Below are 24,276 nucleotides of genomic sequence, written 5' to 3'. Positions count from 1 at the left end.
GAATGGTCCTATTTCTTTTAGGGACTTATTTCACAGCCCCTCCAAATTATCTAAGAAATCCCATGTGTCATCATCTTCGCATGGATAATATTGAATATTACCGTCGCGACAGCCATGGTCTTTGTCGTATTGTTCTCTTAAAAGATCAAGGGAACGTTTGGTTTTTTGTAAGTCTCGATATGTTTGAAGTTTATCAGCAAGTGGGACTCTTCCCATGGACGATCTATCGATGGTTCTTGGTTCCTCATCTGTTTTGTTGTAATGAACGAAATCGATGTTTCCGTAAGCTGTTTTATACCATTTGGACTTTCCTGTGGTCATATAGGTCATGACGGTAGGAATCTGCGAAATGAGGCTCCATGCTGAAGCAGAGGATTCAAGGCTTTCATAGAAAGAGTCATTTGGTCGGATCTTCTTACCGATCAAATCCATCGTACCAAGTCCCCAATATTGCGAAAAATAATAAACGTATACATTATGGTATGCACGATTCAAAATGTCTTCTTTTATAAGAGACTTCAATGTTCCATTCAGTTTGCTGCCGGTTTCGTTGAAAAGCTCAGACAGCTCTTTTTTAGTGTAAACATGAGTAAATCGCCCATCATTGTGGGCAAGTTTTTTCATAGCGTCGATAATACGCATCTTATCACCTACTTTCAAAGTATATTATATCATATATTTTGATTAAGTAAAACTCGTCTAACCGTAAAAGGAAGAGAGGAAACGTAAAGCATAATGACTCCAAAAAAATAATAGGAAGATGCACACTAGAGTACATCTTCCTGCTTATCAAGAAAATCCCAAGTATCGTCGTCTTCGCAAGGATAATATTGGATATTTCCGTCGCGACAGCCATGGTCTTTGTCGTATTGCTCTCTTAAAAGATCAAGGGAACGTTTTGTTTTTTGTAAGTCCCGATATGTTTGAAGTTTGTCTGCAAGTGGAACCCTTCCCATCGACGACCTATCGATGGTTCTTGGTTTCTCATCTGTTTTGCTGTAATGAACGAAATCGATGCTTCCGTAACCCGTGTTATACCATTTTGACTTTCCTGTGGTCATATAGGTTACGACCGTGGGGATCTGTGAAATGAGACTCCATGCTGAAGCAGAGGACTCAAGGCTTTCATAGAAGGAGTCATTTGGTCGGATTTTCTTACCAATCAAATCTAAAGTACCGAGTCCTCCGTATTGAGAAAAGCGAAAAACGTATACATTATGGTATGCACGATTCAAAATGTTTTCTTTAATAAGTGACTTCAATGTTCCATTCAATTTGCTGCCAGTTTCATTAAAAAGTTCTGACAGCTCCTTTTTAGTGTAAACATGAGTAAATCGCCCATCATTGCGGGCAAGTTTTTTCATAGCGTCGATAGTACGCATCTTATCACCTGCTTTCAAAGTATATTATATCATATACTTTGATTAAGTAAAACTCGTCTAACCGTAAAAGAAAGCAGGAAGCCGACTGAAATCAGTTTCCTGCTTCTCTTAATTGTAGATTGATGTTTCAATTAAAAATTTCTGTAATTCAGAATCATCCGCTGTCTCATAGAAGCGCTTGAGCTTTTCACCGAAGTCATGTTTACACTCTGGTGGAATCGCCAAGATTCCGCGCCCGTCAGCGATCAACATCTTGTTTGCCACGAGCTGTGCCGTTCGCTTATTTCCATCACTAAAAAGTTGGGAACGACAAAGATAACCGAACATCTTAAGCGCCCGTTCTCTCCCAGGTTCCATATTCGCAATTTTCTCGATAGTGGTTTTTGCAGTATCGAAGTCCGGCATTTCCGGTTGCCAGGCGGTCCCACTGATACCTACTGGTATGTTACGAATACATCCAGCGTTATGAACAAGCGATGCACCCAAAATGGAATTTATTTTGGCAACAAACTCAAAATCTACAAGTGAGTTTAAATGCTCAAAGAGATAATTCCAAGCAAGTTTAAGATTGTAGACGGTAATTGTTCCGGTGACAGTCAATCCTTCAACGGTTTGGTTGTGCTCAACGATTACTTTTGCTTGCGGGTATGTGATGTTGACACCTTCAATGATTGCCTCTTTCCAGATACTATCCACAACATTTTTTTTCGCATAGAAGACATTGAATTTAACAGCTTTTTCAGCCTCAGCGATTGTAGACATAGTATTTTTACCTCCATAATACTATTATACCATGTCCATATGCATTCATTCAATATGCTCGGTGTGCGCTGTACGGTCAGCGTTTTGTGTCTTGCTAATGCCCACAGTATTACTTCTTGTTTTCAACATGTTGCTTCCAAGTGTGGCAGCTTTACACTTCGGGCGTTGCGGGATAGTCAGACCAACCTCGGGCATCGGCTTGCCTTTCCTGGCCTTGTCCGTGTTCCTGAGATTGCTCTTTTTCAGGGGTATCGTTTTCGTGCTCGATTTTTTTACCGAGCTCTTGTTCAACCATCTTGGAAAAGGCCAGGATTTTTGCAACATCGGAAGTGCTGAACAGAAGATTGTTATCTTCATGCATCGCATCCATGCCCATTTGCTTCATTGTGTCCGCAAAGAGCTTTGCAATAGCCGGATCATTAAGGTCAAGTTGACCATAATCTTTTCCATTACGCGACAGGCGGCCGAATGTGCCATCATAGACTTTCTTGAAGATACCTCCGACGAAATCTTTCATTCGACGAAGGATACCGCGCCTTTGCGTTTTGGTGCCATAGCGGAGGTCTTGCTGCTTATTACGCATGAGCTCTTCAAGCAACCGCAAGAAAGTCGTGACGACTTTCATTTGTGAGGAGAATGCTTCCTCTCCCAAATCTGCCATTATCAATCATCCCTTCTGGATGCCTTTTGCATCCTACGGTACTAACACGCAATGATTATGCGATCTGCAAACCATACGTCAGGAAATTCATATTACAGCCGTGAATCAATATCTTGATCCGAAATGGAATTTCGGTCATCAGCAGCACGGTCATCCTCGATGGAGCGCTGATTGAATTCATATCCCGATTCGATTTCAGGTGTCGATGGATCGAGGTCCATTCCATCGTGCGACTTAAAGCGAGCATCTAGCTCCCTGAAACGATTTGTAGCCACGACAGCATCAGCAAGAGTTCTCTGATTGCGTGTGGCGGAATCTTGAACCATTTCACGGCTTGTCATTTTTGTCTCCTTTCTATTTAATGTTCGTCGAGATCACCGTCGTCAAGTACTTGACATGGACGGTCGAAAACGCGACCACGCTCATCTGCCTTATATTGTGCATCAAGACTGTCTTTAAGTGACGTGACCTTATCCGTAAGCCGATCAGACCTGTATTGTTCCAGATCATCAAGACTTTCCACCGGCATTGCGGTGTCAACATTCTTGAAGTTCCCGTTCTCCTTGAGAATGGCAACGCGTGCATCGAGATCGTCGTTTCTGCTCGCAATCATGTTGTCTCGAAAATCTCTGTCGAGAGGGCGCTCCCAAAGCCTTGAATCGCCCATGATGACGGACTGCACGTTGAATTCTGTCGGCTCGATTTCCTGCGCTTTGAGCTTTTCTCGGATATCCTCCTTGACCCATCTGACGCTGGCGTCCTCGATAATCTCAGGGCCGGCAGCTTCATGGGCGCATCCGAGATCGCTGAAGTATTTTCCGTATGACCACGAGGCCGTCGCGCGGTCATAGTCTGTAGCCACGCAAAACGGCTGCGCGTTGCTCGGCTGGAAGAGAAGTGCCGTGCCGTCTTGGAACTGCTCGAGGACGATATTGCCCTTTGTATCGATAGCGCCTAGGGCATTCATCATTTTTTTTTTGCTGGCAATTGCTGCTCATATGATTTCTCCTTTCTTTGACAGAACATGAGGAAATCTTTTGTAAGATTCTACCACTTTAAGATTCCGGCTGTTGTCTGAAGTGGAAAGTATTCCAGTTTCCGACAGGGAGTAAAGTTATGCTGAGGTAACACTGATACTATAGTACTAAGACAGTGATTTGCATTTTTCGAATACGCCACGTAAATGTTTGCGTTAAGAGAAAATTGCAAAAGGGGAATATACTATGAACGACGTCAATGGATATGATAGTACTATCAAATATGCTATTATGGATATCGTAGGTGCGATCAACAAAATAGAATCAATGAAACAAGATAGGTACTTAGCGATGCATCCATATTCCATTACGCATAGCGCAGATGGCTATTACCGAACATATCTTCCAGCCGATGATGGCAAACGTAAACAAATAAAAAAGAAATCGAAAAGCGATCTTGAAAAGGTTGTCATCGATTATTGGACGAAGCGATCGCCTACATCTTCTAAGGAGAGATATGCCGTATGGGTAGACCGTCAAAAGCTAAAAGGCGTTTCTGATAACACGATATACAAATATCAGACCGACTACGCACGTTTTTTGAAAGGTAAAAAAATCGAAAAGAGAGATGTCCGAACGATCGATGAAGAATATTTAGAACTATTTTTTAACGAACTGCTTTCAGAAAAGGAAGTGCCCTATCGGGCATTGAAAGCACTGTTCGGTTATCTTAAGGGCGTATTTGATAAGTCGATTAGGGATGGATTGATTGAAAGCAATCCGTGCCTAAAAATTGATTTGCCGCTTTACAAAAGGAGATGCGAGCAAGCGATTGTTAAGATGCCGGAAGAACGGACGTTTTCACAAAGCGAAAAAAATAGACTAATAAATTCTCTTAACAAAAAACGAAAAGAGCGTCCTGATGATGTTCTTCCATATGCCGTTGAGCTTGCCCTTTATACCGGAATGCGTGTAGGCGAACTTTCAGGATTGATGTGGAACGACATCGACGAAGTCAACAAGCGCATCATTATCCGGCACAGTGAAAAATTAAATCGACTGACAAACACTTTTTACATCTCGACGCCTAAAAACGGAAAGACGCGGATCTTCCCATTGACGATCGAAATCGCCGAGCTTCTTAAAAAGATTAAAAATGTCGAGGAAAAATACGGCTATTTGACTGAGTTCGTTTCCTCTAATGCGGATGGACGTATTCATGCAAGAGTCATCTCGGGATATATGAAACGGCGGACATCGAATGAGGGGTTCACTAATCCCAAAAGCATACATACTGCAAGAAGGACTTTGAATTCAGAGCTGCTTGCTTCCGGCGCACCAAGAACCATGTGCTGCGCAATGATAGGTAATACTGAGCGGGTAAATGAGGAATACTATACGTACGATCCTCCACGAGTGAAAAGATGGAAATAGTCACAAGGATAAACAGTCGGGTTACTTCAAATGTTAACGGTAACCGCAATGATGGTAGTCCTTAAGCTATCGAGTAATCAAAGGTAATCAAACATTTTTGAATGTAAAAATCCCTGAAACCCTTGGTTTATAAGGATTTCAGGGATGTTGGATAACTGCCGGCAGCGGGACTTGAACCCGCACGCGGTCACCCGCAACAGATTTTGAGTCTGCCTCGTCTGCCATTCCGACATGCCGGCTTAACTAAAGATTCAATAAGAACCGAAAATAATGATAGCATATTTGCTATTGGTTCGCAAGTATTTTTTCAAAATATATTTCTTAAGATCCTGTTCATATAATATTTGTAAATGGATTTATTTAGGAATATTGAAAATATATCAAAAAAATGTCATAATGAGATGTTGTATATTTGAACGAATAGATAGAAAAGATAGAAGTAAGTGATGAGACTTACAGAGAGGCAGTTGATTATGAGCAAAATCGTATTGATAGACGGACACAGTATTCTGAACAGGGCGTTTTTCGGACTTCCGGATCTGACAAATGCGGAAGGACTCCATACGAATGCAATATATGGATTCTTAAATATTATGTTCAAGATCCTGGAGGAGGAAAAGCCGGAGTATCTGACCGTTGCATTTGATGTGCATGCGCCGACTTTCCGCCATAAGATGTTTGAGGCGTATAAGGGGACGAGAAAGCCGATGGCAGAAGAACTCAGACAGCAGGTACCGTTGATGAAGAAAGTTCTGCATGCTATGGGAATCCGGACGATCGAGCAGGAAGGGCTGGAGGCAGATGACCTTCTTGGAACGCTGTCCAAAAGATGCGAGCGAATGGGGATGGAAGTGGTCATTATTTCCGGAGACAGAGATCTTCTCCAGCTTGCTACAGACCATGTTGAGATCCGGATTCCGAAGACAAAACGGACCGGAACTGAGATCGAGAATTATTATGCAGTGGACGTAAAAGAAAAATACCAGGTGACACCGACAGAATTTATCGATGTGAAAGCATTGATGGGAGATACTTCAGATAATATCCCAGGGGTGCCGGGAGTCGGAGAAAAGACGGCGACCAAGATTATTGTAGAATACGGATCTATTGAAAATGCCTACAAGCATGCATCCGAACTGAAGCCGCCGAGAGCATCGAAAAATCTGGTGGAATACTGGGATCAGGCACAAATGAGTAAGGTGCTGGCGACAATTGATGTAGACGCGGATTTTGCTTATGAACTGGAAGAGGCGAAGCTTGGAAATCTTTATACAGAGGAAGCTTATGTCTATTTCCAGAGACTGCAGTTCAAGAATCTGCTGAATCGTTTTGATGTGCAGAGTGAGAATTCGATTGAAGATGCATTTGTGATCGCTGTGGGAAAAGAAGAAATTAAGAAAATCTTTGCGGAGGCAGAAAAAGCGCAGACAGTGGGAGCTGTTCTTTACAAAGACACCAGAAATGTACTTCCGCTGTTTGCAGGAAATGCTGAGATAGGTGGAATTGGAATTTCGTTTGGAAAAGAGAAGATCTACTGTATTCCGGCAGGAAATGGATACAGCATGGAGGAACTTCTGGAGGCACTTGTACATGTGGCAAAGCATGCCGGACGGTTTGTGGTGTTTGATCTGAAGTCATCCCTGCCTTATCTGAAAGGATTAGAAGGAGCAGCAGAGGAGAAGTGCTTTGACAGTATTGTAGCAGCTTACCTCCTGAATCCGTTGAAAAATGATTATGGATTTGAAGATGTGGCACAGGAGCATCTTGGATTGATGATCGATCCGAAGACAGAACTGGAAAAAATGGTCTGTTATGAAGCCTATGCTGCATTTGCGTCATCGGCAGTTTTGGAAGAAAAGCTGAAAAAAGAGGAAATGTGGAAGCTTTTTACAGAAATAGAGATGCCGCTTGTATTTACTCTGTTCCACATGGAGCAGAATGGGGTGCGTGTAGAAGCAGAAGAACTGAAAAGCTATGGAGAACAGCTTGGCGGAAAAATCGTACAGTTGGAAAAGGAAATTTATGAGCTTGCCGGGGAAGAATTTAATATCAATTCACCAAAGCAGCTGGGCGTGGTCCTTTTTGAACATCTGTCCCTTCCAAATGGAAAGAAGACGAAAACAGGATATTCGACGGCAGCAGACGTACTGGATAAGCTGGCACCGGATTATCCAATCGTGGCAAAAATCCTGGAATATCGTCAGCTTGCCAAGCTGAAATCGACTTATGCAGATGGGCTTGCCGTATTTATTCATGAAGATGATCACCGGATCCATGGAAAATTCAACCAGACAGTCACAGCGACCGGACGTATCAGCAGTACAGAGCCAAACCTGCAGAATATCCCGGCGAGGGTAGAACTTGGTCGGCTGATCCGTAAAGTATTTGTGCCGGAAGCGGGATATGTGTTTGTAGATGCTGATTATTCGCAGATAGAACTGCGTGTGCTGGCACATTGCTCCAGAGATGCAGCACTGATCGAAGCATACCGGGAGGCAAAGGACATTCACCGAATCACAGCTTCTCAGGTGTTTCATACTCCGTTTGATGAAGTGACCGATCTGCAGAGGCGAAATGCAAAAGCAGTCAACTTTGGTATTGTCTATGGGATCAGTTCTTTTGGACTGAGCCAGGATTTAAGTATTACGAGAAAAGAAGCGGCCGAATATATTGACCGTTATTTTGAAACCTATCCGGGCATTAAGAAATTTCTGGATGATGCAGTTGCTCATGCAAAAGAACAGGGATATGTTGTGACCTTATTTGGCAGAAGAAGACCGGTTCCGGAGCTGTCTTCCAGCAATTTTATGCAGAGACAATTCGGGGAACGTGTGGCAATGAATTCTCCGATCCAGGGAACGGCTGCAGATATCATTAAAATCGCAATGATCGCTGTGGACAAAGAGCTTCGCATGAGAAACATGAAATCCAGGCTGGTTCTGCAGGTACACGACGAACTTCTGATCGAGACATGGAAGGAAGAGGAAGAGGAAGTGCGGGAGATCCTGAAAGAAGGCATGATGCATGCGGCAGATCTTTCCGTTCCGCTTGAAATTGACATGCATAGTGGAAAAAACTGGTATGAGGCAAAATAGAAGGAAACAGATATGAGAAAAATAGGAATAACAGGAGGCATTGGTTCCGGGAAGAGCAAAGTACTCGACTTTTTAAGTGTAGTGCGCGGTGCGGTGATCTGCCAGTCAGATCTGGTGGCACATCAGGTACAGCTTCCGGGAGAAAAATGTTATCAGAAGGTCGTGGAGACGTTTGGGAAAGAAATTTTAAATCCTGACGGAACGATTGATCGGAAAATTCTTGGCAGAATTGTGTTTGATCAGCCAGAGAAACTGCAAAAGCTTAATGCGATCGTGCATCCGGCGGTCAATGAAAAGATCCGGGAGGAAATGCAGAAGGCGCAGGAAGAGGGAAAAGAGCTTTTTATTCTGGAAGCCGCACTCCTTACGGAACCGGTATATCGTGAGATGTTGGATGAGATCTGGTATATTCATGTGCCACAGGAGATCCGGATGGAGCGACTGAGAAGTTCACGCGGATATTCAGATGAAAAAATGTATGCGGTGTTTGCAAATCAGCCGTCGGAAGAGACATTTACAGCGGTTTCGGATCTTGTGATCGAAAACGGCGGAACCTTTGAAGAAACGGAAAAACAGATAGACTTGGCACTGGGAAGAGGCTAAGAACAGGGAGAAGAAACAAGATGAGATTATGCAGCATTGCCAGTGGCAGCAGCGGAAACTGTATTTATGTGGGGAGCGATCGAACGCATCTGCTTGTAGATACAGGAATCAGCAAAAAACGAATTGAGGAAGGCTTAAAGGAACTTGAAATAAAAGGGAAAGAGCTGGATGGAATCCTGATTACCCATGAACATGCAGATCATATTCAGGGACTTGGTGTATTCAGCAGAAAATATGAGATCCCGATCTATGGAACACCGGGAACGATTCGGGGAATCCGTGATTATAAAAATCTCGGGAAAATGCCGGAAGGACTTTACCATGAAATCCAGGTAGATAAAGAATTTAAGCTGGGAGATATTGATGTGCATCCATTTGCTATTTCCCATGATGCAAATGAACCGAGCGGCTACCGCTTTGAGCAGGATGGAAAGAAGATCGCGGTAGCAACGGATCTTGGAAAATATGATGAATATACGGTAGAGAACCTGAAGGATTTAAACGCGGTCCTGTTGGAATCTAACCATGATATACATATGCTGGAAGTCGGTCCTTATCCGTACTACCTGAAGCAGAGAGTTCTTGGGGACAGAGGACATTTATCAAATGAATTGTCAGGACGGCTTCTTTGTGATATACTACACAATAACTTGCAGAGTGTATTGCTGGGGCATTTGAGCAAGGAGAATAATTACGAAGAACTTGCGTATGAGACTGTCAGGCTGGAGGTCACTTTGGGGCAGAACCCGTATAAGGGGGATGAGATACCAATCGCAGTTGCAAAAAGGGATCAGGTGTCTGCAGTGATCGAGGTTTAGAAAAAGAAAGTATGCAGGATTGGATTCAGGAGGACAGGCAGAATGAAGAAATGCATTATTACAGTAGTCGGTAAAGATTCGGTAGGAATTATTGCAAAAGTATGTACATACCTGGCAGAGACCAATATCAATATTTTAAATATTTCCCAGGCGATCGTGGATGGGTATTTTAATATGATGGCGGTTGCAGATGTGGAAAATTCAAAAAAAGAACTGGATATCGTAGCGGTAGAACTTCGTGATATCGGCTTACAGATCGGTGTCAATATTCATTGTCAGAGAGAAGAGATTTTTGAAAAAATGCACAGAGTGTAAGGAGAATCGCTATGATTAATTTTTACGAAGTAGTAGAAACAAACCAGATGATCGAAGAAGAAAATCTGGATGTAAGAACAATCACATTGGGTATCAGTCTGATGGACTGTATTGACTCAGATCTGGACAGACTGAATGAAAAGATATATAAAAAAATCACAACACTTGCAAAGGATCTTGTATCGACAGGAGAGAAGATCGAAAGTGAATTTGGAATTCCGATCGTTAATAAGCGGATTTCCATTACACCGGTTGCACTTGTTGGCGGTTCAGCCTGCAAAAAAACAGAGGATTTTGTGACGATCGCAGAGACACTGGATAAAGCAGCAAAGGAAGTCGGTGTAAACTTTATCGGAGGATACTCTGCAATCGTATCCAAGGGAATGACAAAGAGCGATGAACTCCTGATCCGTTCCATTCCGATGGCAATGGCAAAGACAGAGCGTGTGTGCAGTTCGGTCAATGTAGGTTCGACAAAGACTGGTATTGATATGGATGCAGTCCGTCTTTGCGGCGAGATTGTAAAAGAGACAGCAGAGGCGACAAAGGACAAGGATTCGATTGGCTGTGCAAAATTTGTAGTTTTATGTAATGCACCGGATGATAACCCGTTTATGGCAGGGGCTTTTTTAGGTGTTACCGAAGGAGATGCCGTGATCAATGTCGGTGTCAGCGGACCTGGTGTTGTAAAAAGAGCGATTGAAAAATGTCGTGGCGAGGGCTTTCAGGAACTTTGTGATACGATCAAGAAGACCGCATTTAAGGTGACAAGGGTTGGTCAGCTTGTAGCCGGAGAAGCTTCCAAAAGGCTTGGTATTCCGTTCGGAATCATTGACCTGTCACTTGCACCGACACCGGCTGTTGGCGATTCAGTAGCGGAGATTCTGGAAGAAATCGGACTTGAGAGAGTTGGCGCACCAGGAACAACAGCAGCACTTGCTATGTTGAACGATCAGGTGAAAAAAGGTGGCGTTATGGCGTCTTCCTATGTAGGAGGTTTAAGCGGAGCTTTTATTCCGGTCAGTGAGGATAAAGGAATGATCAATGCAGTCAATGCCGGATCTCTTTGTATAGAAAAGCTGGAGGCGATGACTTGTGTCTGCTCGGTAGGACTTGATATGATCGCTATTCCGGGTAAGACGAAAGCTACTACGATTTCCGGGATCATTGCGGATGAGATGGCGATCGGAATGGTCAATCAGAAGACAACGGCGGTTCGTGTGATACCTGTAGTTGGAAAGGATGTTGGAGATATGGCAGAGTTTGGTGGCCTTTTGGGATATGCGCCGATCATGCCGGTCAATGAATTTGACTGCAGTGCATTTGTGAATCGAAAGGGAAGAATTCCTGCACCGATACATAGTTTTAAAAATTAGAAAGAGGTAAAGAGAGCATGGGGAAAGTTGCGATTGTAACAGATAGTAACAGTGGAATTACACAGGCAGAAGGAAAGAAGATGGGAATTTACGTACTTCCGATGCCATTCTATATCAATGAGGAGTTGTTTTACGAGGATATCACACTCACGCAGGAGGAGTTTTATGAAAAACTGGCAGGAGATGCAGATATTAAGACTTCCCAACCGGCTCCCGGAGATGTAATGGATATGTGGGACAAGGCGCTGGAGGAATATGATGAGATTGTGCATATTCCGATGTCAGCCGGTCTTAGCAGTTCATGTGAGACTGCAATCATGCTTTCCCAGGACTATGATGGAAAAGTACAGGTCGTAAATAATCACCGGATTTCTGTTACGCAGCGAAGATCGGTGGAAGAGGCGAAAAAGCTTGCAGATGCTGGAAAGAGCGCGGCAGAAATTAAAGAACTGTTAGAAGCGATCCAGTGGGACAGTGATATCTATATTACAGTAGATACTTTAAAATACCTGAAGAAAGGCGGCAGACTTACACCGGCAGCTGCAGCGATTGGAACGGTTCTGAACCTGAAGCCAGTTCTCCGTGTTAAAGGAGAAAAGCTGGATGCGTTTGCGAAGTCAAGAGGATGGAAGAGTGCAAAGAAGACGATGATCAAGACAATTAATGAGATTCGTACTTCAGAATTCGGAGATTGTGATGGAAAAAAAGATCTGTATCTGGATGCAGCTTACACAGGAGACCGCAAGGAGGCACAGGAATGGCTGGATGAGCTTCATGAAGCATTTCCGGAGTTTGAAATCCGGATGGATCCACTGTCGTTGAGTGTGGCATGCCATATCGGACCTGGAGCCAGGGCGGTGACTCTTACCAAAATTCTTCATGTGAACTAAATGAGAAAGAGACTTTTTGCACAAACATGCGTAGTAGTGGTGTGCAAAAAGTCTCTTTTTTGACAAAGGGGAAGGGTTAAATAATTTGCAACTGCTTCTGGTATTCATTTGTAAAAGGTGTGTTAAATTTCTCGGTAATTATGGATTCATACAGGTCTGATGCGAAAATGTCCAGGTTCAGGAGAACCTGGGTGGCGGATGTGAGATCTCTGGCATCTGCGAGCTTTGCGATCAGAGGGATGGTGGCATACTCTTTGATCTCTTTAAGAATTTGAGTATCTTTTTTTTGAAAACCGAGTACGCGGGCATAAAGGGCGGATGTGGATGATCGCTCTTTTTTTGCTTTGCCGGAAATGTTGCCGGAATCTTCTACAAAACAGAAAGGAGGCTCATGTCGGAAGGTGTCCTTTTCTATGCCGAGCAGGATGTGCAGCAGGGCGCGGCTGATCCGGGTGTAGGTAAGCTCTCTGGTTTTCAGAAGATCGCAGAAGGAACTCCAGGTAGCAAAATTATTTCTCTGATTGATGATCCGGTTGGCGAGGTCTTTGCTGACATCAAGGTAATCGGTCAGAGAGGAAGCACTCTCACAGAGCAGTCGATACTTTAGCAGGAGCGAAAAATCATCCTGGGTAACCGGAAGTGAGGACTGGTAATTCTTTCGCAGCAGATCTGAAGAAGCGGGCGGAAGTTGTCCTGCGACGGATGAAAAAGCATCTTCTGGTAAAGATGGATTCAGAATTCGGTTGCGGATCGCAGTTGCGGAACTGAAGGTTTCGCAGAGGTCAGTATCGTTGTAGCCGGATCCCTCACGGGGAATCGCGAAAGGCTGGATCGGACTTTTGAAATACCGGAGCGCTTTTAAGTATTCAATCCCAAGAGTATTGTTTGGTGAGGACAGGATTTCGGCAAGGGACGGATCCTTTGTATAGACACTTAGGGCAGTCTGGCGTGCCTGCGGAAACGGTCGGCCTTTTCGCAGCTCATCCTGCAGGAGCTGCCGGTAGACTTCTGGCTCTTCGGAAAGAATCCGGGCAAGCCGATTGAGTTTTTTGATATCGCCACACTCACTGCCAAAGCAGAGATAGGAAATACAGCCAAGACTGTTAAAAATAGAAACAGCACCTCTTGCAAACAACTCTGCACTGCCACAGGAAAAAAGGACCGGGAGCTCCAGAATGAGTGATGCACCGCCAAGAAGGGCAGCTTTTGCCCGCAAATGCTTTGGTGCGATAGCAGGGGCGCCACGCTGGACGAAGTCACCACTCATAAGGACAACTGCCGCATCTGCCCCCGTTTTTTGAAGTGCCTGGTCTATATGATACTGATGCCCGTTGTGGAACGGATTATATTCTGCGATGATACCGACGATTTTCATACTTTTAACTAAAATCTCCTTTGTGTTGTTTGTGAAAAGATTATACTATAAAAAGAGTTTTTGTGCAAAAAACATTGTACTGGAAAATATTACGTGAAAAAAATAACATTGCTTGTATACAATGTGTGCAAGGAGTATAATTAAGAATAGAGTGTGAGTTCTAATAAAGAAAATTCTAGTACCAGAAGGGAGAAACATCAATGAATGTATTAGTAATCAATTGCGGAAGTTCATCACTGAAGTTCCAGCTCATCAACTCAGAATCGGAGGCGGTTCTCGCAAAAGGTCTTTGCGAAAGAATCGGTATTGACGGAAGACTTACCTATCAGCCGGCAGGTGGAGAGAAGAATGTATCTGAAAAGGCTATGCCTACACATACAGAAGCAATCCAGTTCGTAATTGACGCGCTGACAGATGCAGATACAGGTGTTGTTAAGAGCCTTGACGAAATCGGAGCAGTCGGACATCGTGTTGTTCACGGCGGAGAAAAGTTTGCAAAATCTGTAGTTGTAACACCGGAAGTAAAAGCTGCGATTGCAGAGTGCAATGACCTTGCACCACTTCACAACCCGGCAAACTTAATCGGAATCGAAGCTTGTGAAAGTCTGATGCCGAGCACACCACAGGTTGTTGTATTTGATACTGCTTTTCATCAGACAATGCCTGAGAAAGCTTATATGTATGGACTTCCATACGAATATTATGAAAAATACAAAGTAAGACGTTACGGATTCCACGGAACAAGCCACAGCTTCGTATCTAAGAGAGTAGCTGAGATTGTTGGAAAACCATACAACGCAACAAAGACGATCGTATGCCATCTTGGTAATGGAGCATCTATTTCCGCAGTTCTCAACGGAGAATCTGTAGATACCTCTATGGGACTTACTCCACTGGAAGGTCTTGTAATGGGAACACGTTCAGGAGATATCGACCCGGCTATCATGGAATTCGTTGCTAAGAAAGAAAACCTTGATATCGCAGGTATCATGAACGTTCTGAACAAGAAATCTGGTGTAGAAGGTATTTCCGGAGTATCAAGCGACTTCCGTGACCTTGAAGAAGCAGCAGATAACGGAAACGCACGTGCAGCACTTGCAATTGATGTGTTTGCTTACAGAGTAGCAAAATATGTTGGTGCATACACAGCAGCTATGAACGGTGTAGACAATATCGTATTCACAGCCGGTATCGGTGAAAATGCCGGACTTGTAAGAACAAAAGTCTGCAGCTATCTTGGATATCTTGGAATTACAATCGATGAAGAAGCAAATGGAAAACGTGGAGAAGAGATCGTAATCTCTACACCAGATTCCAAAGTGAAAGTTCTTGTAGTTCCGACAAACGAAGAACTTGCAATTGCAAGAGAGACAGTTGCACTTGTATAACAGAAGAAATTAGAAAAAACCTTAAAATCTGTAAATCATCCTTGACAAAAAGAATTTACATGGTATAATAGTTTAGGTGTGAACAGGAGAAAGAATTATGTTAATTGACCTGTCCGAAGTCTTATCTGAACCGCATAAGTCCATTGACGAAGTGGTCGGCACTGAGATGAAAGAAGTGAAGGTGAACGGAAGCAGATTTCTGGTAAGCCGGACACAGCCTGTGCATATTCATGTCGAGTATGCCGGCGAAAAAAAACTTCATATCAGTTGTGAGACAAGTCTTACGGTAATCATTCCGTGTGACAGATGTCTTACAGATGTACCGACAGATTTCACGCTTTCCTTTGAAAAGCAGGTGAATACAGCTCTGGCAGACGGAGAAGATGATGGCGAATCCGATGAAGCGAATTACATTGACGGATATCATCTTGATGTGGAGCAGCTGCTCTATAACGAGATTTTAGTAGGGTGGCCGATGAAAGTTCTATGTAGCGAAGACTGTAAAGGGATTTGCAGTGTATGTGGTCAGAACTTGAATGAGGGAAGCTGCGACTGCGAAGACACCAGTCTTGACCCTAGAATGTCAGTTATCCGCGATCTTTACAAGAATTTTAAGGAGGTGTAACCTATGTCAATTTGTCCAAAGAATAAATCTTCTAAAGCAAGAAGAGACAAGAGAAGAGCAAACTGGAAAATGAGCGCACCGAATCTGGTGAAATGCAGCAAATGTGGAGAACTTATGATGCCACACAGAGTTTGCAAAGCTTGTGGATCTTACAACAAGAGAGAAATCGTTACTGTAGAAAACTAATTAAAAAAGGCTATAGTACAGGAGTTAGGCGTATTGCTTAACTCCTTTTCTTTTTCCTAATTTTCCTAAATCTGCTAAATATTATTGATTTTTACGGTCATGTCTAGTAGAATTGGTTTAGTAATGCTGGGAGGTAACAGTATGAAAGAAATAACAAAAGTTGTTGTCGATGCAATGGGCGGAGACAACGCACCGCATGAGATCATCAAAGGTGCGGTCGAGGCGGTCGGGAAGTCAGATGCGATCCATGTGATCCTGGTCGGAAAAGAAGATGTCATCAATCAGGAACTTTCCGGGTACACATATAATAAAGAACAGATTTCGGTTGTTCATACATCGGAAGTAATTGAGACAGCAGAACCGCCGGTTATGGCGATCCGCAGAAAGAAAGACTCATCCATTGTGGTAGGTCTTAAGATGGTGAAGGATAAAGAAGCTGACGCTTTTGTTTCAGCAGGAAGTTCCGGTGCGGTTCTTGCCGGGGGACAGCTTCTGGTTGGACGTATCAAAGGGGTGGAAAGACCACCGCTTGCACCGCTGATCCCGACAGAAAAAGGATTCTCCATTTTGATCGACTGTGGGGCGAATGTAGATGCAAGACCTTCACATCTGGTGCAGTTTGCTAAGATGGGTTCGATCTATATGGAACATATTATGGGAGTCAAGAATCCGAAGGTTGCGATCGTCAATATCGGAGCTGAGGAAGAAAAGGGTAATGCCCTGGTCAAGGAGACTTTTCCTATGCTGAAAGAATGTAAGGATATTAACTTTATCGGAAGCATTGAAGCGAGAGAAATCCCTCACGGACAGGCAGATGTTATCGTCTGTGAAGCATTTACCGGCAACGTGATCCTGAAACTCTATGAAGGAGTAGCATCGGTTCTTGTAAGCAAGATCAAAGGTGGTATGAAGCAGAATCTCCGCGGCATGATCGGTGGACTTCTGGTTAAGCCGGTGCTGAAAAAGACTATGAAGGATTTTGACGCAAGTGAGTACGGTGGAGCACCACTGCTTGGACTCACTGGTCTGGTAGTAAAGACACACGGCAGTTCCAAGGCAAAAGAAGTCTGCAATTCAATTTTGCAGTGCGTAACCTTCAAAGAAGAAGGAATCAATGAAAAGATCAAAGAATGTATTCAGGCGGAAGAAAAATCCGCACAGGAATAAGCTCAGAAAGGATTAAGAATTATGGAATTTGAAAAACTGAAAGACATTATTGTTGATGTGATGGGATGTAACCCGGATGAAATTACGATGGACACTACATTTGTAGATGATCTGGGAGCTGATTCGCTTGATATTTTCCAGATTATTATGGGAATTGAAGATGCATTTGATATCGAAATTGAAAATGAAGATGCAGAAAAGATCGCAACAGTAGGTGATGCTGTAGAACAGATCAAGAACGCTGTTAACTAGGGAAAATGATTACAGGGGACATCCCCATTTTTGGGGAGTGTCCTTTTTTAAAATTGGAGGAGCAATCATGAGCAGAAATGTAAAGGAACTGGAAGAAAAAATCGGCTACAATTTCAAGGACAGCCATTTGCTCAGACATGCTGTGACGCACAGCTCTTATGTGAATGAAAAGCATATGAAGAAGGCAGACTGTAATGAACGTCTGGAATTCCTTGGAGATGCTGTTCTGGAACTGATTTCAAGCGAATATCTTTTTTTCGAGAACCAGACAATGCCGGAAGGAGAACTGACTAAATTAAGAGCAAGCATGGTATGCGAGAAGGCACTTGCATTTTGTGCGCGGGATCTGGAACTTGGAAGTTATCTGCTGCTTGGGAAAGGTGAGGACGCGACCGGTGGAAGATTCAGAGAGTCTATTACCTCGGATGCATTGGAAGCACTGATTGGTGCGATTTATCTGGATGGTGGTTTTGCTAATGCGAAAGAGTTTATTTTAAAATATATTTTAAACGACCTGGAAGGGAAACGGCTCTTTTATGATAGCAAGACTATCCTGCAGGAAATGGTACAGGGCGGTCAGGAAAAAGGAATTGTCTACCAGCTGGTAGGAGAAGAGGGACCGGACCACAATAAATCCTTCCGTGTAGAGGTTGTGATCGGCGGAGAAGCCTTTGGATGTGGTATCGGAAGGACCAAAAAGGCTGCCGAACAGGAAGCGGCTTATCAGGCAATCCTGAAGCTGAAAGAAGGAAAGGTACAGTAGGTGAGGCATGTATTTAAAAAGTATTGAAGTACAGGGATTCAAGTCTTTTGCAAATAAGATTGTCTTTGAATTTCATAACGGGATCACCGGAATCGTCGGACCGAACGGAAGTGGGAAAAGTAACGTGGCGGATGCCGTCCGCTGGGTACTCGGAGAGCAGAAGGTGAAGCAGCTCCGTGGAGGTACGATGCAGGATGTTATTTTTTCCGGCACGGAAAACCGGAAACCCCTCAGCTACGCATCGGTTGCGATCACACTGGATAATTCAGATCACAAACTCCCGGTGGAGTTTGAAGAGGTTAAAGTCACAAGAAAGTTGTACCGTTCGGGGGAAAGTGAATACCTGATCAACGGCAGTGTCTGCAGGCTCAAAGATATCAATGAGATGTTTTATGATACAGGTATCGGAAAAGAAGGATATTCGATCATCGGACAGGGACAGATTGACAAGATCCTGAGCGGTAAGCCGGAAGAGAGACGAGAGCTTTTTGATGAGGCGGCCGGGATTGTCAAATTTAAGCGCCGCAAGGCGTTATCTCTTCGCAAACTGGAAGAAGAGCAGAGCAATCTGGTCCGTGTTAATGATATTTTGGGAGAGTTGGAAAAGCAGTTTGGTCCGCTTCAGAAACAGTCGGAGACAGCGAAGGAATATCTGAAAAAGAGAGAAGAACTGAAGCATTATGACATCAATATGTTCCTGGTGGAGATGAAACGTCTGAAGGGGCAGATCCGGGAAAACGATGAGAAGCTGAAGATTGCGCAGGATGAACTCACTGAAGCCGGCAAAAAGCATGAAGATATGAAGGCACAGTATGAGAAGATTGAGCAGGAAGTAGATGAGATCGACGCCGGAATCGAGCATGCAAAAAGCCAGAGAAATGAGACAACACTTCTGAAGCAGCAGTTGGAAAACCAGATCGAGCTTTTAAAAGAGCAGATCAACAGTGTCCGTATGAATGATGAACACTATGAAAAACGCGCAAACGATATTCAGGCAGAGCTTGCAAACCGTGAAAGGCAGAAATCCGAACTGGAAGAAGAAAAAGCAGAGATCGACAGACATCTTGCAGCAGCATCTGAGAGACAAAAGCAGGCAGGAGAGGAGCTGACTGCCCTGCAGAGCCGGATTGCAGAGATGACAGTGGAGATTGAAAAGAATCAGAACGATATCCGTGAGCTTCTGAATAACCGTGCATCCACGAAGGCAAAGCTGCAGCATTATGAAACGACGCTTGAACAGATCAAGGTACGCCGGGCACTGCTTTACAAACGTCTGGTAGAAGCGGAGAGTGATGTACAGAGACAACAGGAACTTGCCGCGCAGTATACGGAAGAACTGAAGGCAGTATCAGGGAAGATCACGGATTCTGTAGAACAGATCAAAAACTATGAAACAGAGATTGCCGGACTGCAAAAAGAGATCGGACAGGCAAATGAAAACCTGCGAAACAGGCAGAATGCTTATCACAGGGAGTACTCTCGTCTGGAGTCTCTGAGGAACCTTACGGAGCGTTACGATGGTTATGGGAACAGTATCCGTCGTGTGATGGAGCAGAAAAGCCGTGAGCCGAAAATCCTGGGGGTTGTGGCTGATCTGATCAAAGTAGATAAAAAATATGAGACTGCGGTGGAGATTGCACTTGGAGGCAGTATCCAGAATATTGTTACTGCAGACGAAGAGACTGCAAAAAAAATGATTGGTTATCTGAAGCAGAACCGGTATGGCCGTGCAACTTTCCTTCCGTTGACAGCGATTCATGGGGGACAGGGATTTGCCAGGGCAGAAGCCCTTCGCGAGCCGGGTGTGATCGGCACGGCGGACAAGCTGGTAACGGTAGAAGATAAATTTACATCTCTTGCAGAGCATCTTCTTGGAAGAACTCTTGTGGCAGACAACATTGATACTGGGATCCGTCTGGCAAGAAAGTATCGTCAGTCTCTGCGTATCGTTACGCTGGAAGGAGATCTGATCAATCCTGGCGGAGCAATGAGTGGTGGAGCATTTAAGAATTCCAGTAATCTGCTCAGCAGAAGACGTGAGATTGAAGAACTGGAAAAGACGGTTGCGCGTCTGAAAACAGAACTCCAGAAATCGGAAGCAGAAGTTGCGGCCGCAAAGGAGAAGCGGACGGCGCTGTATGCAAAGGTGGAAGAGATCCAGCAGGAATTGCAGAATGACTATGTGGTTCAAAATACTGCGAAGATGAATCTGGATCAGGTAAAAAGCCGTCAAAATGCGACCAGAGAAAATTCAGAAGGAATTTATGCGGAGCGCAAGAAACTGGAAGAACAGGTTCATGAGATCGAGGAAAACGAAGAATCGATCAAAATGGAACTGGAGACCAGCCAGCAACTGGAGGACGAGCTGACACGCCAGATGGAAAGCTCACAGAAGTGGCTGGAAAAAGAGCGTGAGGCAGAAGCGGCAGAAGTGCGCAAAAATGAAAATATTCACCTCAGTTTTGCTGCATTGGAGCAGAAAAAAGATTTTATTGAGGAGAATTTTGTCCGTATCCGGGAAGAGGTGGGAAAATTCCAGGAAGAGCTTGCCGCTTTAAATGCAAGCAAAGGAGAGAATCACGGTGAAATAGAGCAAAAGGAAGCACAGATTACCGAGATCCGGCAGACGATAGAGAATTCAAAGGAATTATTTGAGGAAATCAACAAAGAGATCGAAGAATCGCAGAAAAAGCGGGAAAAACTGAATCAGAAGCATAAGGCATTCCTGAAAAAGCGAGAAGATCTGGCAGCCCATATGGCAGAGCTTGATAAAGAATCCTTCCGGCTTACCAGCAAGAAAGAAGGCTACGAGGAAGCTTTGGAAAAGCAGATCAATTATATGTGGGAAGAGTACGAACTGACGTATAATCATGCACTGGAAATCCGGGATGAGAGTCTGACAGATCCTGCCGAGATGCGAAGGCGGATCCAGGAATTAAAGACGGAGATCCGGAAACTCGGATCGGTGAACGTCAATGCGATCGAAGATTTTAAAAATCTTTCCGAGCGGTATGAATTTATGAAAACGCAGCATGATGATCTGGTAGAGGCAGAAGCAACGCTCAAGAAGATCATTGAAGAGCTGGACGAGGCGATGCGCAAGCAGTTTACTGAGCAGTTTGCAAAGATCAGCCAGGAGTTTAATCAGGTGTTCAAACAACTGTTCGGTGGTGGAAAAGGAACTCTGGAACTGATGGATGATGAGGATGTGCTGGAAGCCGGAATCCGGATCATTGCGCAGCCGCCGGGTAAAAAACTTCAGAATATGATGCAGCTTTCCGGTGGAGAAAAGGCGTTGACGGCGATTTCGCTGCTGTTTGCAATCCAGAATCTGAAACCTTCCCCGTTTTGTCTGCTGGATGAGATCGAGGCGGCACTGGATGATTCTAATGTCACGAGATTTGCACAGTATTTGCACAAGCTGACGAAAAATACACAGTTTATCGTCATTACACACCGTCGTGGTACGATGACAGCGGCAGACCGGCTGTATGGGATCACTATGCAGGAAAAAGGGGTATCAACGCTGGTATCTGTGGATCTTCTGGAAGATGAGCTTACAAAGTAGTGGATAGGAGGATATGATGGCAGAAGAAAAAATGGGATTTTTTAAGCGTCTGGTAGCAGGACTTAACAAGACGCGCGATAATATCGTGTCTGGAATGGACAGTATTTTTCATGGATTTTCAAAGATAGATGAGGACTTTTATGAGGAACTGGAAGAGGTTCTGATCATGGGAGATCTGGGGGTAAAAGCAACTTACGCGATTCTTGATGATCTTCGTAAAAAAGTAAAAGAACAGCATATCAAAGAGCCGATTGAGTGCAGACAGCTCCTGATCGACAGTATCAAAGAGCAGATGGATGTAGGCGAGACAGCTTATGAATTTGAAAACCAGACTTCTGTTGTTCTGGTGATCGGAGTAAATGGAGTCGGAAAGACGACTACTATCGGAAAACTTGCCGGTAAGATGAGAGGTCAGGGCAAGAAAGTTGTGCTTGCTGCAGCAGATACTTTCCGTGCAGCTGCGGGCGATCAATTAAAGGAATGGGCACATCGTTCGGATGCAGATCTGATCGGCGGACAGGAAGGTGCAGATCCGGCAGCCATCGTTTATGATGCGGTAGCGGCTGCAAAAGCGAGAAAGGCAGATATCCTTCTGGTGGATACAGCCGGAAGACTTCACAATAAAAAGAACCTGATGGAGGAACTGAAGAAGATTAACCGTGTGCTGGAAAGAGAATATCCGGAAGCATACAGGGAAACTTTGGTCGTTCTGGATGCAACGACCGGACAGAATGCACTTTCACAGGCAAAGGAATTCAGTGATGTTGCGGATATTACAGGAATTATCCTGACTAAGATGGATGGAACGGCCAAAGGTGGAATTGCAGTTGCAATTCAGGCAGAGCTTGGAATTCCTGTTAAATATATAGGTGTCGGTGAGACAATCGATGATCTGCAGAAATTCGATTCCGACGAATTTGTACAGGCATTATTTACAACAGAAGAAAAGAAGGAAGAAGGAGAAGAATAATAATATGCTGACATTGGAAAAATTTGAAGAAGCAAGCGAGATCGTAAAACGTGTGACACGTCCGACAAAGCTTATCTACAGTGAGTATCTCAGTAGCCAGACCGGGGGAAAGGTCTATTTGAAACCGGAAAATATGCAGTACACAGGTGCATACAAATTAAGAGGAGCTTATTACAAGATCAGCACACTTTCTGAGGAAGATCGTGCAAAAGGTCTGATCACAGCTTCAGCAGGAAACCATGCGCAGGGTGTGGCATATGCGGCAAAAGCGTTTGGATGTAAGGCGACGATTGTTATGCCAACTGTCACTCCGCTGATCAAGGTAAACCGTACCAAGAGCTATGGCGCCGAGGTTGTTTTACACGGAGATGTCTATGACGATGCCTGTGCAAAGGCCTATGAGCTTGCAGAAGAGTACGGATATACTTTTGTACATCCGTTCGATGATCTGGATGTAGCTACCGGACAGGGAACGATTGCAATGGAAATTGTCCAGGAACTCCCGACCGTTGATTATATCCTTGCACCGATCGGGGGCGGCGGACTGATCACAGGTGTATCTACACTTGCGAAAATGCTGAATCCAAAGATCAAAGTGATCGGTGTGGAACCGGCAGAAGCAGCAAGTATGACTGCTGCAATCGAAGCAGGACATACCGTAACACTTCCAAGTGCCAACACGATCGCAGATGGTACAGCAGTAAAAAAAGTCGGGGAACAGAATCTCCCATACGTCATGGAAAATGTAGACCAGATCGTAACTGTAGAAGACGATGAACTGGTCGGAGCATTCCTTGATATGGTGGAAAACCATAAAATGGTAGTAGAAAACTCCGGTCTTCTTTCCGTTGCAGCTTTAAAACAGCTGGATCTGAAAGGTAAGAAAGTAGTATCTATCTTAAGCGGCGGGAACATGGATGTTATTACCATGTCTTCAGTTGTACAGCACGGACTGATCCAGAGAGACCGTATCTTCTCTGTATCGGTACTTCTTCCGGATAAACCGGGTGAACTGGTAAAAGTGGCACAGACGATTGCAGAAGAGCAGGGAAATGTGATCAAACTGGAACATAATCAGTTTGTAAGTATTAACCGGAATGCGGCTGTGGAGCTTCGTGTGACACTGGAAGCATTTGGAACCGATCATAAGAACCGGATCATTGCGGCATTGGAGGCAGCCGGGTTCAGACCGAAGCTGATCAGTGCGAAGTTATATTAGAATGTTTAAGAGGACAGTCTTATCCCCTGGTGAGGGATGAGGCTGTCTTTTTTTGAAAATAAGGTTGTTAGGTCGGGCGAGAAAAAGAATCTCTTCCAATCCAGGTTGTGCAAACCATTCCGATGAACCTCTGAAGGCGAAAATTATGTCAGCAGAGGCTTCCATAATTTTTGAGTTTCATCTCCATTGCACAAAATAGGATTGGAAGAGATTCTTTTTCTCGCCCGGCCAATGAACGGTATTGGTTAAAAGGGCAGGACTGCTTCATAGTGAGGGAGAGGGGATAGAGACTGCAAATGTGATTGGGTGCTTGTTAAAGACGGGAGATATAGATGGAAAAATATGGAAATTTAACCAATTAGCACTTTAATTGAATGAAATACTGGGTTAAAGTCACGAAATGAGGAAAATGGGGTTGACATCGAAGGTATAGTTGTATACAATAATACA

23 protein-coding genes and 1 tRNA gene are annotated in these 24,276 nt (G+C 44.2%); 16 read left to right on the top strand and 8 right to left on the bottom strand.

The annotated features are described in order from the left end of the window. Window positions 1-30 precede the first annotated feature (30 nt). The 6 genes from PG766_RS13210 to PG766_RS13185 all read right to left on the bottom strand — a co-directional run bounded on the left by PG766_RS13210 (window position 31) and on the right by PG766_RS13185 (window position 3,775). Window positions 31-642 (bottom strand): hypothetical protein, encoded by a 612-nt coding sequence (locus PG766_RS13210; RefSeq protein ID WP_270590972.1) that lies wholly within the window; start codon window positions 640-642, stop codon window positions 31-33. A 125-nt stretch (window positions 643-767) separates the two neighbouring features. Continuing rightward, window positions 768-1,382, bottom strand: a complete 615-nt coding sequence (locus PG766_RS13205) for a hypothetical protein (RefSeq protein WP_008370646.1) — start codon at window positions 1,380-1,382, stop codon at window positions 768-770. Between the two features lie 108 nt (window positions 1,383-1,490). Continuing rightward, window positions 1,491-2,144: a Fic family protein gene (locus tag PG766_RS13200; protein WP_270590968.1), complete on the bottom strand. Its 654-nt coding sequence runs from the start codon at window positions 2,142-2,144 to the stop codon at window positions 1,491-1,493. Between the two features lie 151 nt (window positions 2,145-2,295). Continuing rightward, window positions 2,296-2,805, bottom strand: coding sequence for a hypothetical protein (locus tag PG766_RS13195; protein WP_118199918.1), 510 nt, complete (start codon window positions 2,803-2,805; stop codon window positions 2,296-2,298). A 92-nt stretch (window positions 2,806-2,897) separates the two neighbouring features. Further along, complete coding sequence (locus PG766_RS13190; RefSeq protein WP_270590964.1) at window positions 2,898-3,146, bottom strand: hypothetical protein; 249 nt, start codon at window positions 3,144-3,146, stop codon at window positions 2,898-2,900. A 17-nt stretch (window positions 3,147-3,163) separates the two neighbouring features. Further along, window positions 3,164-3,775 (bottom strand): hypothetical protein, encoded by a 612-nt coding sequence (locus tag PG766_RS13185; RefSeq protein ID WP_270590962.1) that lies wholly within the window; start codon window positions 3,773-3,775, stop codon window positions 3,164-3,166. A gap of 253 nt (window positions 3,776-4,028) precedes the next feature. Here PG766_RS13185 and PG766_RS13180 point away from each other — a divergent pair, with 253 nt between their 5' ends. Further along, the gene (locus PG766_RS13180) at window positions 4,029-5,216 is read left to right on the top strand and encodes a tyrosine-type recombinase/integrase (RefSeq protein ID WP_118199458.1); all 1,188 of its coding nucleotides are present in this window, start codon (window positions 4,029-4,031) and stop codon (window positions 5,214-5,216) included. Between the two features lie 156 nt (window positions 5,217-5,372). On the opposite strand, the gene PG766_RS13175 is transcribed toward PG766_RS13180, so the two are convergent. Beyond that, window positions 5,373-5,455 (bottom strand) — tRNA-Leu (locus PG766_RS13175). A 231-nt stretch (window positions 5,456-5,686) separates the two neighbouring features. On the opposite strand from PG766_RS13175, the gene polA reads away from it, so the two are divergent. From polA to PG766_RS13145, 6 genes are read left to right on the top strand one after another with little or no spacing between them, the layout of a single operon-like run. Further along, a complete protein-coding gene (polA, locus tag PG766_RS13170; protein WP_118199459.1) occupies window positions 5,687-8,311 on the top strand; it encodes a DNA polymerase I in 2,625 nt (874 codons plus the stop codon). A gap of 12 nt (window positions 8,312-8,323) precedes the next feature. After that, window positions 8,324-8,914 carry a dephospho-CoA kinase gene (coaE, locus tag PG766_RS13165; protein WP_055156618.1) on the top strand — a complete coding sequence of 197 codons (591 nt, stop codon included), beginning with the start codon at window positions 8,324-8,326 and terminating at the stop codon, window positions 8,912-8,914. A 20-nt stretch (window positions 8,915-8,934) separates the two neighbouring features. Continuing rightward, window positions 8,935-9,732, top strand: coding sequence for an MBL fold metallo-hydrolase (locus PG766_RS13160; RefSeq protein ID WP_117834548.1), 798 nt, complete (start codon window positions 8,935-8,937; stop codon window positions 9,730-9,732). Between the two features lie 42 nt (window positions 9,733-9,774). Then, window positions 9,775-10,047 (top strand): ACT domain-containing protein, encoded by a 273-nt coding sequence (locus PG766_RS13155; RefSeq protein WP_117556694.1) that lies wholly within the window; start codon window positions 9,775-9,777, stop codon window positions 10,045-10,047. A gap of 11 nt (window positions 10,048-10,058) precedes the next feature. Further along, on the top strand, window positions 10,059-11,423 hold the full coding sequence (locus PG766_RS13150; protein ID WP_118199457.1) for a PFL family protein: 1,365 nt from the start codon (window positions 10,059-10,061) through the stop codon (window positions 11,421-11,423). 17 nt (window positions 11,424-11,440) lie between these two features. Then, window positions 11,441-12,313: a DegV family protein gene (locus PG766_RS13145; protein WP_118199456.1), complete on the top strand. Its 873-nt coding sequence runs from the start codon at window positions 11,441-11,443 to the stop codon at window positions 12,311-12,313. Between the two features lie 76 nt (window positions 12,314-12,389). Here PG766_RS13145 and PG766_RS13140 read toward each other — a convergent pair whose 3' ends face one another. Then, window positions 12,390-13,688, bottom strand: a complete 1,299-nt coding sequence (locus PG766_RS13140; protein WP_118199455.1) for a tRNA(Met) cytidine acetate ligase — start codon at window positions 13,686-13,688, stop codon at window positions 12,390-12,392. A 200-nt stretch (window positions 13,689-13,888) separates the two neighbouring features. On the opposite strand from PG766_RS13140, the gene PG766_RS13135 reads away from it, so the two are divergent. The 9 genes from PG766_RS13135 (at window position 13,889) to ilvA (ending at window position 23,826) form a co-directional block, all read left to right on the top strand. After that, complete coding sequence (locus tag PG766_RS13135) at window positions 13,889-15,076, top strand: acetate/propionate family kinase (protein ID WP_117823893.1); 1,188 nt, start codon at window positions 13,889-13,891, stop codon at window positions 15,074-15,076. A 97-nt stretch (window positions 15,077-15,173) separates the two neighbouring features. Continuing rightward, the gene (locus PG766_RS13130) at window positions 15,174-15,701 is read left to right on the top strand and encodes a YceD family protein (protein WP_118199454.1); all 528 of its coding nucleotides are present in this window, start codon (window positions 15,174-15,176) and stop codon (window positions 15,699-15,701) included. A 3-nt stretch (window positions 15,702-15,704) separates the two neighbouring features. Then, on the top strand, window positions 15,705-15,887 hold the full coding sequence (gene rpmF, locus PG766_RS13125; protein WP_008372209.1) for a 50S ribosomal protein L32: 183 nt from the start codon (window positions 15,705-15,707) through the stop codon (window positions 15,885-15,887). Between the two features lie 141 nt (window positions 15,888-16,028). Beyond that, window positions 16,029-17,054 (top strand): phosphate acyltransferase PlsX, encoded by a 1,026-nt coding sequence (gene plsX, locus PG766_RS13120; RefSeq protein ID WP_022219879.1) that lies wholly within the window; start codon window positions 16,029-16,031, stop codon window positions 17,052-17,054. Between the two features lie 21 nt (window positions 17,055-17,075). Beyond that, window positions 17,076-17,306, top strand: coding sequence for an acyl carrier protein (gene acpP, locus PG766_RS13115; RefSeq protein WP_008372189.1), 231 nt, complete (start codon window positions 17,076-17,078; stop codon window positions 17,304-17,306). Window positions 17,307-17,373: 67 nt separating this feature from the next. Next, window positions 17,374-18,069 carry a ribonuclease III gene (gene rnc, locus PG766_RS13110; protein WP_022219880.1) on the top strand — a complete coding sequence of 232 codons (696 nt, stop codon included), beginning with the start codon at window positions 17,374-17,376 and terminating at the stop codon, window positions 18,067-18,069. A gap of 7 nt (window positions 18,070-18,076) precedes the next feature. Beyond that, window positions 18,077-21,637: a chromosome segregation protein SMC gene (gene smc, locus PG766_RS13105; protein ID WP_270590958.1), complete on the top strand. Its 3,561-nt coding sequence runs from the start codon at window positions 18,077-18,079 to the stop codon at window positions 21,635-21,637. A 16-nt stretch (window positions 21,638-21,653) separates the two neighbouring features. Further along, window positions 21,654-22,607 (top strand): signal recognition particle-docking protein FtsY, encoded by a 954-nt coding sequence (gene ftsY / locus PG766_RS13100; protein ID WP_022219882.1) that lies wholly within the window; start codon window positions 21,654-21,656, stop codon window positions 22,605-22,607. A gap of 4 nt (window positions 22,608-22,611) precedes the next feature. After that, a complete protein-coding gene (gene ilvA, locus PG766_RS13095; RefSeq protein WP_008372180.1) occupies window positions 22,612-23,826 on the top strand; it encodes a threonine ammonia-lyase in 1,215 nt (404 codons plus the stop codon). Window positions 23,827-24,276 lie beyond the last annotated feature (450 nt).

Source organism: Coprococcus sp. LG101-27 (assembly GCF_027695515.1).
Lineage (GTDB): Bacteria > Bacillota > Clostridia > Lachnospirales > Lachnospiraceae > Allocoprococcus > Allocoprococcus comes.
This window is presented reverse-complemented; position numbering and strand designations above follow the sequence as displayed.